Annotated in this window: 15 protein-coding genes; 5 read left to right on the forward strand and 10 right to left on the reverse strand. The window is 67.2% G+C overall.

Translation table 11 applies throughout. From position 1 onward, the window contains the following. Window positions 1-4 precede the first annotated feature (4 nt). Genes TVNIR_RS02190 through TVNIR_RS02215 form a run of 6 tightly spaced genes read right to left on the reverse strand, consistent with a single transcriptional unit; the run spans window position 5 to window position 5895 of the window. Complete coding sequence (locus TVNIR_RS02190; protein WP_015257333.1) at window positions 5-589, reverse strand: peroxiredoxin family protein; 585 nt, start codon at window positions 587-589, stop codon at window positions 5-7. Continuing rightward, on the reverse strand, window positions 586-2889 hold the full coding sequence (locus tag TVNIR_RS02195) for a protein-disulfide reductase DsbD (protein ID WP_015257334.1): 2304 nt from the start codon (window positions 2887-2889) through the stop codon (window positions 586-588). The genes TVNIR_RS02190 and TVNIR_RS02195 overlap by 4 nt, the downstream gene beginning before the upstream one ends. After that, window positions 2877-3224, reverse strand: coding sequence for a divalent-cation tolerance protein CutA (gene cutA, locus TVNIR_RS02200; RefSeq protein WP_015257335.1), 348 nt, complete (start codon window positions 3222-3224; stop codon window positions 2877-2879). Before cutA ends, TVNIR_RS02195 begins: the two co-directional genes overlap by 13 nt. Next, window positions 3221-4015: an efflux RND transporter periplasmic adaptor subunit gene (locus TVNIR_RS02205; RefSeq protein WP_015257336.1), complete on the reverse strand. Its 795-nt coding sequence runs from the start codon at window positions 4013-4015 to the stop codon at window positions 3221-3223. The genes cutA and TVNIR_RS02205 overlap by 4 nt, the downstream gene beginning before the upstream one ends. Window positions 4016-4030: 15 nt before the next feature. Further along, window positions 4031-5347, reverse strand: coding sequence for a TolC family protein (locus tag TVNIR_RS02210; RefSeq protein ID WP_015257337.1), 1317 nt, complete (start codon window positions 5345-5347; stop codon window positions 4031-4033). An 8-nt stretch (window positions 5348-5355) separates the two neighbouring features. Further along, complete coding sequence (locus TVNIR_RS02215; protein WP_015257338.1) at window positions 5356-5895, reverse strand: thioredoxin family protein; 540 nt, start codon at window positions 5893-5895, stop codon at window positions 5356-5358. Window positions 5896-6076: 181 nt separating this feature from the next. Between TVNIR_RS02215 and TVNIR_RS02220 the strand changes: the two genes are divergently transcribed. The 5 genes from TVNIR_RS02220 to TVNIR_RS02240 all read left to right on the forward strand — a co-directional run bounded on the left by TVNIR_RS02220 (window position 6077) and on the right by TVNIR_RS02240 (window position 11197). Continuing rightward, window positions 6077-6550 (forward strand): FxsA family protein, encoded by a 474-nt coding sequence (locus TVNIR_RS02220; protein ID WP_043740005.1) that lies wholly within the window; start codon window positions 6077-6079, stop codon window positions 6548-6550. A 126-nt stretch (window positions 6551-6676) separates the two neighbouring features. After that, window positions 6677-6967 carry a co-chaperone GroES gene (gene groES / locus TVNIR_RS02225; protein ID WP_015257340.1) on the forward strand — a complete coding sequence of 97 codons (291 nt, stop codon included), beginning with the start codon at window positions 6677-6679 and terminating at the stop codon, window positions 6965-6967. 49 nt (window positions 6968-7016) lie between these two features. Then, a complete protein-coding gene (gene groL / locus TVNIR_RS02230) occupies window positions 7017-8678 on the forward strand; it encodes a chaperonin GroEL (RefSeq protein WP_015257341.1) in 1662 nt (553 codons plus the stop codon). A gap of 615 nt (window positions 8679-9293) precedes the next feature. Beyond that, window positions 9294-9923, forward strand: coding sequence for an OmpA family protein (locus tag TVNIR_RS02235; RefSeq protein ID WP_043739098.1), 630 nt, complete (start codon window positions 9294-9296; stop codon window positions 9921-9923). A 311-nt stretch (window positions 9924-10234) separates the two neighbouring features. Continuing rightward, window positions 10235-11197 (forward strand): sigma 54-interacting transcriptional regulator, encoded by a 963-nt coding sequence (locus TVNIR_RS02240; RefSeq protein WP_015257344.1) that lies wholly within the window; start codon window positions 10235-10237, stop codon window positions 11195-11197. A gap of 59 nt (window positions 11198-11256) precedes the next feature. On the opposite strand, the gene TVNIR_RS02245 is transcribed toward TVNIR_RS02240, so the two are convergent. The 4 genes from TVNIR_RS02245 to TVNIR_RS02260 all read right to left on the reverse strand — a co-directional run bounded on the left by TVNIR_RS02245 (window position 11257) and on the right by TVNIR_RS02260 (window position 13832). Then, window positions 11257-11769, reverse strand: a complete 513-nt coding sequence (locus TVNIR_RS02245; RefSeq protein WP_015257345.1) for a nitrous oxide reductase accessory protein NosL — start codon at window positions 11767-11769, stop codon at window positions 11257-11259. A 102-nt stretch (window positions 11770-11871) separates the two neighbouring features. Then, window positions 11872-12486, reverse strand: a complete 615-nt coding sequence (locus TVNIR_RS02250) for a nitrous oxide reductase accessory protein NosL (RefSeq protein WP_015257346.1) — start codon at window positions 12484-12486, stop codon at window positions 11872-11874. A gap of 102 nt (window positions 12487-12588) precedes the next feature. Further along, complete coding sequence (locus TVNIR_RS02255; protein ID WP_015257347.1) at window positions 12589-13278, reverse strand: sulfite exporter TauE/SafE family protein; 690 nt, start codon at window positions 13276-13278, stop codon at window positions 12589-12591. Beyond that, a complete protein-coding gene (locus TVNIR_RS02260; RefSeq protein ID WP_015257348.1) occupies window positions 13278-13832 on the reverse strand; it encodes a TlpA family protein disulfide reductase in 555 nt (184 codons plus the stop codon). The genes TVNIR_RS02255 and TVNIR_RS02260 overlap by 1 nt, the downstream gene beginning before the upstream one ends.

The following is a 13832-nucleotide window of genomic DNA, read 5'->3' on the forward strand; positions in this document are numbered from 1 at the left end:
AGGCTCAGAGATAGGCCCGGAGCCAGCGATCCAGTTCGGCCCGGGTCACCTCGCCGCGGTGGGTCTCGCGTACCACACCGTTACGGTCGATGACCACGCTGTAGGGCAGAACCCCCATCCGGTTGCCGTAGTCGCTGCTTGCCGCCATGGCCTCGGCCTGCCCCACCAGGATCGGGAACTCGATCGCGTGTGCGCCGGCGAAATTCCGGGTCTCGTCGACCCCGTCGATCGCCACGGCTACGATCGTGAAGCCGTCGTCGGCATATTGCGCATAGCGGTCCTGGAACAGCGGCATCTCCCGCAGGCACGGCGGGCACCAGGTCGCCCAGAAGTTCAGCACCACCAGGTCGCCGTCCCATTCGCTGAATTGCCTGGCGTCGCCGTTCAGGTCGGGCAGGGTGAAGTCGACGCGCTGCGATCCGGTCGCGGCGGCCGCCGGCGCCGCCGCGTGGCCGCCCGCATTCGCGGTTGTGGTGCTGTCGTTAGCGCTACCACAGGCCGTTATCGCGAGTGCCGCGATGCAGCCCAGGCCTGCCGCCAGCAGCGGGTGGCCCCGGCGGTGGTGCAACGGCGGTCGGTCGGTCGTCATGGGCGTGCTCCGATGCTCTGTTCGACGTGCGCCAGGAAACGCTCCGCGTTCAGATAGCCGACCACGCGCCGGTGGCGGAGTTCTTCACCGTCGTGATCGTAGAAGATCATCGCCGGTGGGCCGAACAGGTTGAACGCGCGCATCAGGTCGCGGTGTTCGGTGGTGTTGGCGGTGACATCGGCCTTCAGCAGATGCACCTCGCTCATCGCCTGGATCACGCGCGGATCCCGGAACGTGGTGCGTTCCATGCGCACGCAGTCCACGCACCAGTCGGCGTAGAAATCGAGGAACACCGGCTGATTGCGCCCGGCCGCCTCGGCCACCTCGCGTTCGACGTCGGCAAGACTGTCCACCTCCCCGAATTCCATCTGTGCCACCCTCGGCGCGCCGTTCGTTCCGACCAGCGCCGCGGGCGCCCGCAGCTCGGCCAGCGGGCGGAACATGTCCTTGCCGCCAGTGAATGCGCCGAGCATCAGGATCACGCCGTAGAGCAGCAGCACCAGGCCCAGGCCCTTCCACAGGCTGTGCCAGCCGGAGGCGCCTTCGGGCAACGTCTGCAGGGCTCCCATGTAGATCGCCGTCACGATGAACAGCGTCGCCCAGAGCAGCAGTGCGACCTCGCCGGGAATCACCCGCTCGAGCAGCCAGACGCCCATCGCCAGCAGGCCGACCCCGAACACGGCCTTCACCGTGTCCATCCACGGGCCGGCTTTCGGCAGGATCTTGCCGGCCGAGGTGCCGATCGCGAGCAGCGGCGCACCCATGCCCATGCTGAGCGCGAACAGCGCGATGCCGCCCAGCACGGCGTCGCCGGTCTGGCTGATGTAGAGCAGCGCGCCGACCAGCGGTGCGGTCACGCAGGGTCCGACGATCAGAGCCGCCAGGAAGCCCATGATTGCCGCGCCGACCAGCGTGCCGCCCTGCTGGCGGTTGCTGATGTTCGTCAACCGGCTCTGGACGCCCGACGGCATCTGTAGCTCGTAGAACCCGAACATCGACAGCGCGAGTGCGATGAATACGAGCACGAAGCCGCCGATGATCCACGGGTTCTGGAATGCCGCCTGCAGGTTCGCGCCGGCCAGACCGGCAAAAACCCCGGCAAGAGTGTAGGTCAGGGCCATCGCCAGCACGAACGCGAGCGAGATGAAGAAGGCCTTGCGCGTGGTCAGGTTCTTCTGCCCGATGATGATGTTCGACAGGATCGGGATCATCGGGAACACGCAGGGGGTGAAGGTCAGCAGCAGGCCGAAGCCGAAGAACGCCAGCGCGACCAGCCAGATGCGGCCATCGGCGAGCTGGGCGGCGATACGGTCCTGCTCGGTGACCGGCCCGGGATCGTCCGCTGCAGGGGGCACGGTGCCGGTCGCGGGCAGTTCCTCCGCCTCGTCCGCCAGGCCTGCGGCGAACGCGACGGTCACGTCCTGGGTCAGCGGCGGGTAGCAGACGCCGAGATCCGCGCAACCCTGGTAGTCGACCGCCAACACGATCTCAGCGACATCGTCGGCGCTGCGCAGCACCGGCACCAGGATCTCGACCGAGTCACGGTAGATCTCGGTCTCGCCGAAGAATTCGTCGACGATCAGCGTGCCGTCCGGGGGATTCACCGGACCCAGTTCGATGCCCTCGCCCTCGGCGATCCGGAAGCCGAGCTTGTCGCGGTACAGGTAATAGCCCTCGGCGATGTCGAACCGCAGCACCACGGCATTCTGGCTGATCGCCCGGGCGCTGGCGGCGAACGCGACCTCGGGTTCGAGCAGTTCGTCCTCGTCGTTGAAGCCGCCGGAGAGCCGGGCGAGTGCGTCGAGCGCGTTGCGGCCGTTTCCGGCCGGGGCTGCCGGCTGGGCAGCGGGCAGCTCGGGCAGGTTCAGGCTGACCGTCTGGAAATGCGGGGGATAGCAGACGCCAATGTCGGCGCAGCCCTGGGAACGCGCGGTCAGCTCGATGCCCTTGCTGGCGGCGGCCACGACCGGAAGCTCGATTTCGATCCGGTCACGGTAGGTCTCGACGCGGCCGAAGAATTCGTCTTCCTTCACCGTGCCGTCCGGAATCCGCGCCCCGCCGAACTCCAGCCCCTCACTCTCGGGCGTGAACCGGAACTGCTCCCGGTACATGTAATAGCCGTCGGCAATGGTCCAGGTCAGGCGCAGCAGGTCGCCGTCGATCGCCTCCGCCTGCAGCGCGAAGGCATCGTCCGGATCCAGCAGGTCGTCCTCGAACAGTGCCGACGCAAGGGCCGGGACCAGCGCCAGGGAGAGAAGTAGAAGGGCGGCGAACCAGCGCCTGAAAGTCATCGGGTGCATTGTCGAATCCAGTCGAGATAGTCGGGCAGCCCCTGCGTAATCGGCAGGGCAATGAGTTCGGGCGTTTCGTACGGGTGGCGTTGCGCGAGCCAGTCCTGCAGGCTGTCATAGCTCGGCGCCGACGTCTTGATCAGCAGCGTGTGCTCCTCGGCGTCCTCTACCTCCTCCTGCCAGCGATACACCGAACGACCCGCGCCCAGTATATGGACGCAGGCGGCAAGTCGTTGTTCCACCAGTTCCTGCGCAAGATCGTCCGCCAGTGTGCGGTCGTCCACGGTGGTGATCACCAGCAGGCAGTCGGTGCGCGCGGTTGTGGGGCTGTCCGGCATCGTCATTCCGCGTTCCCGATGCGGACCTTGCCACTCTGCCCCGCGCGCAGCCGCAGGGAGTCCGGCGGCGAAAAGTGGACATCGACCCGGTAGCCCGTGCCGAAGCCGACGTCCTCGGGCTCCCAGCCGACGGCCCCCACGGTTCCGGAGAACCGTTCGCCGCCGATGTCGATCCGGGCGGGCTGTCCGGGCTCAAGTCCGGCGGCGGTGTCGGCGTCCACCGTGGTGACCGCGCGCATCGGATCGGTGGTGCCGAGGGTCGCCAGCACCGGCGGTGCCAGGGCGGGGCTGACCGCCTCACCGATGGTGACCGTCACCGATAGGATTCGCCCTGCGGCCGGAGCTTCGATGCGGCTGTCGCCGATGTCGACCCGGGTTTTCTGCAGCTGTGCCTCGGTCCGCGCCAGGCTTGCCGCCGCCATCGAACGTTCGATTCGCGCCAGTTCCAGCTCGCGTACCGCGATCAGCGTGCGGTCGTAGAGTTCCTCGGCGCGTTCAACCTCGCGGTCGGCCTCGGCCAGTTCCAGGCGCAGGCGCTCGCGCTCGGCTTCGGCTGCGCGGGCGTCTGCTTGCAGACGCCGCGTGTCCAGCGAGAACAGCAGTTGAGCCGCCTCGACGCGATCACCCGGCTGCACGGCGATCTCGCGCACCACGCCGGCGACCGGGGACGACACGGTATAACGCTGGCCCCAGTCGATCCGGGCCGGAAGTTCCTCAGCGGCTGCCGAAGCGATCGCCGAGACGATTCCGGCACCCAGCAGGCCGGCGGCAAGAAGTAAGGGTCGGCAGTTGCCCATCGGTCACGGCTCCCTCTAGGAATCGGGTGGAAACGGGCTCAGCGAACGGTCGCCGAGCAGCAGCGAAAGCCGTTCGAAGGCCAGCGCCAGCGCATATTCGGTGGCGGCGTTGAAATGGGCGGCGGCGCTTTGCTGCACCATCGAATCGCCGAGGTCGGCGGTTTCTTCCATGTCGTAGAGTGCGCGGGCGCGGTCGATGTAGAGTTCCCGGTAGTCCATCCGTGCGAGCGCCTCTTCCCGTTGTACCAGCAGCGCCTCGATCTCGTAGAAGAGATCGCGTGTCGCGTCGCGGGCCTCGATCATCGCATGGGCCAGGTCGGCCTCGGCCAGGTGCCGCTCCGCGGTCGCCTGGCCCAGCGCTGCGCTGCGCTCGCGGCCCTGGTACAAGGGGATCTCCAGGATCAGGCTCGCCGCCACCGGGTTGCGGTCGCCGCCGAACTCCCGCGCCCAGGCGCCGGCCTGGACCTCCGCGCTCAGGCGCGGTCGGTTCATCGCGCGCGCGGCGTTGGCTCGGTGCCGCGCGGCTTCGATCTCGGTTCTGCGGGCCACCAATTCCGGGCTCTGTGTATCCACTGCGGCGAGCAGGCTGTCCAGATCCGGGAGTTCGGGGAGAACCAGGGGCAACATTGGACCCAGCACCTGGGCCGGGGCCTGGCCAGGCCGGTTCAGTGTCTCGGCCAGTGCGGCACGGGTGCGGCGCTGGGCCTGCAGGGCCCGCAGGCGCTGACCGCGGGCGGTTTGATATTCGGACTCAAGCTCGAACAGGTCGATGTCGGAAACCTGCCCCAACTCGTTGCGGTCGCGGGCGCGCTCCAGGGTCACGAAGGCCGACGCCATGGCCTCGGTATCGCGGGCAAACGCCAGGTCGGCCAGGAGTACGTCGAAGTAACGCTCCATCACCCTCAACCGGTGCCGGGCGTGGGCGATCGCCTCGTGGGCGACGCGCGCGTCCACCTCGCGTTCGCCAGCGGCCACGCGGCCGCGGGTCTGCCCGAAGTCGCTCAGCAGCTTGCGCGCAGTCACTAGTGCGCGTGAATCGTCGCGGCCGTCGTCGGGCGCGTGGTCGTTGGGGTCGATCCAGCGCGCCTCCAGGTGCGCGTCGATCTTCAGGTCGCCGCGCGAGCGTTCACCCTCCAGCGCCTGCTCTGCGCGGTCGCGCAGCGCGCGGGCGCGCAGCAGGGTCGGGTGTTCGGCATCGATGGCCGCCAGTGCCGCCTCCAGCCGCAGGGGTTGGGGCAGCGGGTCGGGTTCGCCTGCGCCGGCGGTCGCAATGGCGCTGAACGCGACCAGGGCGCCGGCCAGCGCAGGCCGAAGAAGATCCCGTATCGGCATTGCGGTTCCTAGCGGGCTTCGCGCTTGAAGCGCGTGAAGTTCATCTGTCGGTAGTGGCCTTCGGCCACGAATTCACCCAACTGGAGAAATTCGCGGGTGTCGCGCGTCGCGCCAGTGAAGCGGGCAATCGGCTCGCCCTCGAGGTTGTAGAACTGAAACACCGGGGTGGCACGCACACGGTTCTCCCGGAACGCGAAGTCCGCCTGACGGTGGGTGTTGCCCTGGAAATCGATGATCTCGATGTCCCCCTCGACATCGACGCTGAAGATCGCGAAATGCTCGCGGTAGTAATCCTGCACCTCCGGCTGGTTCAGCACCTGCTGCTTCATTCGATGGCAGAACGGGCAGTCGTCCATCTCGAAGAAGATCAGAACGGCTTTCTTGCCGTCGGCCCGGGCTTCGTCCAGCTCCTCCTGGAAATCGCCAAAGGTCGGCTGGAAGAAGTGCTCGCCGGGATCCCGCGGGTCCGACGCAGCGAGCAGCGCGAATGGCGCCAGGGGCAGCGCCAGCAGTGCGAATCTGAAAAAGGCGGTGATGATGCGGGTCATACGGCACTCCATCGAGTCTGTGGCGGCAGGGGCGCCTGTTGAGACGGGTGTGGGCGTCCGGAAATTCCGAGCGCTGCCGCTGCCGGCCGGTATTGGGCAGCGATGATAGCGCCAGTGGGCGTCCAACTCGACAGCCCGACGTGATCGGTGTTGCAATGAAGCACCCCTGATGGAGTCCGCGATGGTGCACCCACTGCTGCCGCTGTTTCTGTTCCTCGGTGCGATTCTGCTCGAGATCTTCGGTTTCGCCTGGGTTGGCGGGGCCGTCGGTGCCCTGTCCACGGTCGCGCTGGTGGTGATCACCGCGGTGATCGGCCTGTGGATCTTCCGCCTTCAGGGGGTCGCGCACTGGCAGAGAATGCAGGGGATGCTGCAGCGCGGAGAACTCCCCGCACGCGACCTGCTCGAGGGCTGGCTGCTGATGCTGGCCGCGGTGCTGCTGCTCGTGCCGGGATTCTTCTCCGATGCCGCGGGTTTCCTGCTGCTGGTGCCGCCGTTGCGTACCAGGGTCGCGACCTGGCTGCTTGGTCGGCGCGGGGTCTGGGTCGCGGCTGCGCGGCGTGCCGGCCCCGATGCGGGCGATACCATCGAGGGCGAGTACCGCCGCCGGCAGGACGACGACACCGAACGGCTCGACGACCACCGCGACCGGTAGTCTCCCCCCCTTGACAGGCGCCGGTGTGCTTCTATGATTGGCACTCGTTCGGCTCGGCTGCTAACAGCGTTTGTGCCGAATCCCTGTTTATCCTGCAACACGACCCATAACTAAGGAGTTCGCACCATGAATCTGCGGCCTTTGCATGATCGCGTGATCGTCAAGCGTATGGAGGAAGAGCGCACAACCCCCGGCGGGATCGTCATCCCCGACTCGGCGGCCGAGAAGCCCATCCGTGGCGAGGTCATCGCCGTCGGCAAGGGCAAGATCCTCGAGAACGGCGAGGTTCGCGCGCTGGACGTGAAGGCGGGCGACAAGGTCCTCTTCGGCAAGTACTCCGGAACGGAAGTGAAGGTCGGTGGCGACGACGTCCTGGTGATGCGCGAAGACGACATCATGGCGGTGATTGAGGGCTGATGCCGCCCGCCGAGTCACCCATTCAACCGGTTCAGGAGAGAGTTCAGACATGAGTGCAAAAGAAGTTCGTTTCGGCAATGACGCCCGCGGCCGGATGGTTCGCGGTATCAACATCCTCGCCAACGCGGTCAAGGTCACCCTGGGTCCCAAGGGCCGCAACGTGGTGCTCGACAAGGCCTTCGGCGCCCCCACCGTCACCAAGGACGGCGTGTCGGTCGCGAAGGAGATCGAACTCGAGGACAAGTTCGAGAACATGGGCGCGCAGATGGTGAAGGAGGTTTCCTCCCAGACTTCCGACGTCGCCGGCGACGGCACCACCACCGCGACCGTGCTGGCCCAGTCCATCGTGCACGAAGGCATGAAGTCGGTGACTGCGGGCATGAACCCGATGGACCTGAAGCGCGGCATCGACAAGGCCGTGATCGCTGCGGTCGAAGAACTGAAGAACCTCTCCAAGCCCTGCACCGACAGCAAGGCGATCGCCCAGGTCGGCACCATCTCCGCCAACGCCGACGAGTCGATCGGTCAGATCATCGCCGATGCGATGGAGAAGGTCGGTAAGGAGGGCGTGATCACGGTCGAGGAAGGTTCTTCGCTCGAGAACGCGCTCGACGTGGTCGAGGGGATGCAGTTCGACCGAGGCTACTTGTCGCCGTACTTCATCAACAACCAGCAGAGCATGAGCGCCGAGCTCGATGACTGCTTCGTGCTGCTCTACGACAAGAAAATCTCCAATATCCGCGACCTGTTGCCCGTTCTAGAAGGTGTCGCGAAGGCCAGCAAACCGCTGCTGATCGTCGCCGAGGACGTCGAAGGCGAGGCGCTCGCGACGCTGGTCGTGAACACCATGCGTGGAATCGTCAAGGTCGCCGCAGTCAAGGCTCCCGGCTTCGGAGACCGCCGCAAGGCGATGCTGCAGGATATCGCGGTGCTGACTGGCGGCCAGGTGATTTCCGAGGAGGTCGGCCTGTCGCTGGAGAAGGCCAGCATCGAGGATCTGGGGCGTGCGAAGAAGGTGCAGGTCACGAAGGAGAACACCACGATCATCGACGGTGCGGGCAACCCCGAGGACATCAAGGCCCGGGTCGACCAGATCCGGGCCCAGATCGAGGAAGCGACCTCGGACTATGACAAGGAAAAGCTGCAGGAGCGGGTCGCGAAGCTCGCCGGTGGCGTGGCTGTGATCAAGGTCGGAGCGGCCACCGAAGTCGAGATGAAAGAGAAAAAGGCCCGCGTCGAAGACGCGCTGCACGCGACGCGCGCCGCGGTGGAAGAAGGCGTGGTTCCGGGCGGCGGTGTCGCGCTGCTGCGCTCGCTGGGCGCGATGCGCGATCTCAAGGGAGCCAACCACGATCAGGACATCGGCATCGCGATCGCGCGTCGTGCGATGGAGGAGCCGCTGCGCCAGATCGTGATGAACTGCGGCGAGGAACCCTCCGTGGTCCTGAACAAGGTGCTCGAAGGGGAGGGGAACTATGGCTACAACGCCGCTTCCGGCGAGTATGGCGACCTGATTGCAATGGGCATCCTTGATCCGACCAAGGTCACCCGGACCGCGCTGCAGAACGCAGCCTCGGTGGCCGGCCTGATCATCACCACCGAGGCGATGGTCGCCGAACTCCCGAAGGATGAGAAGGGTGGCGGTGCCGGCATGGACGACATGGGCGGCATGGGTGGCATGGGCGGCATGGGCGGCATGGGCATGATGTAGGCCTGTCTCTGGCGCTGCAGCCCCCTCGAGACCCCGCTTCGGCGGGGTCTTTCTTTTTCCTGATGATCACGGAAGCTCCAGCAAGCTGGAACGGGCCATCTTCGAAACCGGCGTCATCGCGAGGAGCGAAGCCTTTAGCCGCGAGCGCAGCGTGGCGGGACGTGGCGATCCAGACGGCGATGGTCCTCCCCGCGCCGCCTGGATTATTCGCTGCGCTGACCCTGTGGGCCAGCCTTCGGCTGTTCAATGCGCTGCGCGCATTGGTGCCGCGCTACGCTCGCAATGACGACCGACGCAGAGCAGTCGCACTGGCTGAGGAAGTTTCGTGATAATCAGGTTCTTTTATGCGGGCGGAGCGCATGGATCCCGGCACCGGCGTACGTGGTGCCGCTTCGGTGCGGCGGCGACCATCTGTCTCAAATATGTGACATCCGTTGTCTTATGGACACGTTTTTTTTCGCGAAGGGGTGCAAATCCGCTGACTTTGTGCCACTATCAAGGTGTTGCAGGAGCATCGCCGGGCTCGATGCCCCGCATACGGTTCGACCCGTGGAAAGAGCAAGCTTGAAGGATTCATTTCCGGGTGATTCCGGTTCATCTGAGGAGACTGACAACATGCAAAGCAAGATGGTGAAGAATTTCCTGGCGCTGTCCGTGGCCGCCCTCGCAATGGGCACCGTGGGTAGTGTGTCGGCAGCAGGGGGTTGCGCGAACGTGGTGGATGCGTCCGGCACGCCCGTGCGTGACAGTTCCGGCGAATGTGTCCGCGCCTCGTCCTGGGCACCCGAGAGGGTCGGCCACGAGGGTTGCGCAGGGTTCATCGTGGCCGAAGCACCGGCACCGGCACCGGAACCGCCGCCGCCCGCACCGGAACCGGAGTTCACCACGACCACGCTTAGCGCGGAGACGCTGTTCGACTTCGACAGCGCGACTCTGCGTCCGCAGGGACGTGAGACGCTGCGCGGCTTCGCGACCGAACTGACCTCCGCTGACGCGACCTACAGCTCGGTACTGGTGGAAGGGCATACCTGCTCCATCGGTCCGGCCGACTACAACCAGGGTCTGTCCGAGCGCCGCGCCCAGAGTGTGGTGGATTACCTGGTCGGCCAGGGCATTCGGCCGGATGCCATCCGCATGGTCGGCTACGGCGAAACGCGTCCGACCGCGGACAACGCCACCCGCGCGGGTCGCGAACTGAACCGCCGCGTGGAAATCACCACCGACGTTCGCAAGCGCGTCCGTTAACGACAACCGGCGCGCGTGTCCCGCCGGCCCGGAGCCGGCGGGAGCGAGAAGGCCCCGCTTGCGGGGCCTTTCTTCGTTCTGCAATGGCACGCTCGTTCAGCCACCCGTTCCAGCGCGGGATGTAACGGATGGCGCGCGGGCGGATGTGCCCCTGGACGCGGACCCCGGGGAAACCCGGCCAAGCGCCACGAATCGCCCGCGCAGCGATCCCGCCGGGCCGCTGCGAGCCTGGTCGGGATCCGGCGCTATTCGGCCACGCGGGCGTTCTTGGTACAATCCGGCGCACAAGCTCGATCCAGGTCCCCGGTCCGATGCAGGCGAACCCCATTCTCGGTGAATCCCCGGAACTGCAGGCAGTGCTGCGGGCTGCGCAACTGGTCGCGAAGGCGGACTGCCCGGTCCTGATCCTCGGCGAGTCCGGCACTGGCAAGGAGGAACTGGCCCGCAGGCTGCACCGCTTCAGCCCCCGCGCCGACGGGCCGTTCGTCGCGGTGAACTGTGGGGCGTTGCCGGCCGAACTGGCCGAGTCCGAACTGTTCGGTCACCGCCGCGGGGCGTTTACCGGTGCCGACCGCGACCATCCGGGTTTCGTCGGCGCGGCCGAGGGTGGCACGCTGTTCCTGGACGAGATCGGGGATCTGCCACTGCCGCTGCAGCCAAAGCTGTTGCGTTTCCTCGAGCGGGGCGAACGCCAGGCGCTGGGAGAATCCCGCGCGCGTACCGCGAACGTGCGGGTGCTCGCGGCCACCCACCGCGACCTGCACGATGCCGCGGACCAGGGTCTGTTCCGCCGCGACCTGTTTTATCGGCTGCATGTGGTACCGCTGGAACTGCCGCCGCTGCGCCTGCGTGGCAGCGATGTGCTGTTGCTCGCCGACCACTTTCTGGCGGAGTTCGCGCGCGCGCACGATGCCTCCGCTCCGCGCCTGAATCGTGCCGCACGCCAGGCGCTGCGCAGCCATTCCTGGCCCGGCAACGTGCGCGAACTGAGGCACCTGTGCGAGCGGCTGGTGCTGTTGCTGCCCGGCCAGCTGCTGGGCCCGGAGAATCTCGGTCTCCGGGCAGGTCAGGCCGCGCCGGCGGATCGTCGGGGAACACCTTCCGGGCTGGTCGAATTGCCCGTCGAAGGCCTCGAGTTCGAGGCCCTGGAACACGACCTGCTGCGGCAGGCGATGGAGCGCGCCCGCGGCTGCAAGGCCAGGGCCGCCCGCCTGCTCGGCCTCAGCCGCAATACACTGCTGTACCGCCTCAAGAAGCACGCGATCGAGGGCTGAAACGCCGGACGCGCTGGCGCCGCGACCCGGCCTTGTGCGCACGGGGTCGGCGGCTCCGGTTACCGCACCCGGCCGGCGTCCAGGTCCTGCAGCAAGTCCGGGGTGACCTCGTCGAAGCGCAGGATCTGGGTGCCCTCGTGGTCCTCCAGGAATTCGCGGGCGTCGGCCCCGGTGGCCAGCGGCACAAGCTCGTGGCCCATCGGGCCCAGCACATCCGATCCGATTACGTACCAGGCCGAGCGGGCATCGATCCGGGTCAGGCCGTAGTACTCGGTTACTCCAATTGCCGTGATCGCTTCCTCGCTCCGGCCGGGAGCATAGCGGAGCAGATCGAACAGGTACTTGAACAGATCCTTGGCTCCGTCGAAATGGTCGCTATGCCCGTCGTCGTACAGCACCGTCGCGATCCATGCGGGGTAGCGTGCGACCAGCATCCCGCAGACGGGACAGGTGTCCCGAACCTCGGGGTCGGGCACCGAGAACCCGGCCGGTTTGGTGTCGGCCACAGCGACCGCCGCGGCCAGCGTCAGGATCACCGCCAGGAACATCCTGAGGTGGTTTTGGTAGCTCATCTTGTTACCTCCTGTGTCGACGCATCGTCGCCGTTGGGGTCCGACGCGGCTGCGGGTTGCCCCGTCGTTGCCTGGATCCCGGATGCCGCGCGGCGCGGCCGGCTAGTCGCGCGGCCGTTGCTGCTGCATCCGCGCCCGTCGTTCCGCACGTCGGCGGCGGATCATCGCGGTATCCCGGGCCATGTCCAGGTAGGCCGCGGTCAGGGCTGCATCGAAGTCACCCAACTCGCCGCCCTGGTCCTGCTGCACGGTTTCGGCCGCGGCGCGTGACGCGAAGGCCATTTTGCTGCGGGCCGTCATCGTCCCGGGAAGGGAGCTGCCGATCAGGTACTGTGCCGCGTCCACGTTGACGAGCGGCCGAAGCTCCTCGCCGCTGCCGTAGTCGGCCACGTAAATGGCCTTCGGCCCGCGGTCGATGTTCAGGCTCAGGCTGATCGCGGTGCAGTGCAGCGAACAGGTGCCGTCGACGCGGTCGTCGTCGTAGTGGACCAGGTGCCGGCTGTGCTGCCACTGCCGCCGGTCCATGCCGCAGTAGGGGCAGCGCGGGTATTTCTCGAGTTCGTCCCGCAGCGGATCCGGATCCGGCGGCGCCTTCGGCATGAACTGCAGGGGTGTGCCGTCGCCGTCGCAGCGGGGCGCCTCCGCGGCTGCGGCCTTGCCGAACGTGGCCGCCAGCCCCGCCAGCACCGTTCCCTTCAGCAGGTGTCTCCTGTTCATTTCATCGTCTCCTTCGTCTTCGTCGTCGCATGTATCATCAACAGAGGTGTCCGAGTACGGATCCGCTAATCCGAGCAGGCACCCTGTCGTCCCGTGAGCCTCTCAACTCCCGACCAGGCCCCGCATCACCTGGAAATAACTGACGCCCTGGTACAGCGTGCCGGCCCCGAGAACGATCACGCATAGCGCGGCCGCCTGCATCAAGCGGCCGCGTGCCCTGCAGCCGAGCCGCCCGACGACGACGCTCAGCGCCAGCATCGAGGGCAGTGTGCCGAGGCCGAACGCGAGCATCAGGGCCGCCCCGGGCAGCGGCCCCCCGGCGGCGGTCGCCTGTACCGCCACTGCCAGGGTCAGCGAGCAGGGCATGAAGCCGTTGATCGTGCCCCCGATCCAGGCGCCGGCCAGCGGGCCACGCCTGTCGGCGGTACGCAGCGCGTGATTCAGCAGGGCCGGGGGCAATACCGAGAACCCGAACCGCCGCAGGGGTCCGATCCCGAGAAGATCCAGACCGAGCAGGATCACCACCACGCCCGCCACGATCATCAGCACGCCCTGGGCCGCGCCCAGCGTGCCGGCGGAAATCAACAGCCCGATGGCCCCGGCGGCGGCGCCAGCGGCGACATAGACCGATACCCGCGCCCCGTGGTAAGCCGCGTAGGTCACCGGGTTGCGCGAATGCCGGCCCATCTTGAGGAAAAACGCCGAGATCAGTCCGCCGCACATGCCCACACAGTGGCCGCTGCCGAGCAGTCCGGCCAGGAACGCGATGCCCCAGGTGTACTCGGGTTGCATCAGCGACGGGCTCCGGCCGGGACAGGGCTGGCGGTGGACGGGGACGGCGCCGGGTCGGCGCCGGTCTCGAGCAGCGGGAGCGCCATGCGTTCGAAGGTCGCGGCGTCGGACTCCCCCAGGATCCGGCCACGGACGATTCCCTCGCGGTCGATGAAGTACGTCACCGGGATCGCGACCACGCCATAGCGGCGCGCGACCGCGGAATCGGGGTCGAGCAGTGTCGGGTACGAATAGCCGACCCGCTCGGCGAAGCGCGCGGCCCGGTCGTGGTTCTGTCCTACGTTCACCGCGAGGATCTCGAGTCCCCGGTCGCGCAGCTGTTGGTACACCGGTTCCAGCTCGCGCATCTCCCGGCGGCAGAACGGACACCAGTCGGCCCAGAATCGCAGCGCCACCACGCGGCCCTGCTGCTCGGAGAATGTCGCCCGTCCGCCGTCGAGCCGCTCGAGGTCGAACGCCGGCGCCGGCTCGCCGTTCGCGATCGTCGGCCGTTCGCCGCCACAGCCGGCGGCCAGCACCGGGAGCAGCAGCCAGATCAGGATCCGTGCGCGCAT

The organism is Thioalkalivibrio nitratireducens DSM 14787 (genome assembly GCF_000321415.2).
Taxonomy (GTDB): domain Bacteria; phylum Pseudomonadota; class Gammaproteobacteria; order Ectothiorhodospirales; family Ectothiorhodospiraceae; genus Thioalkalivibrio; species Thioalkalivibrio nitratireducens.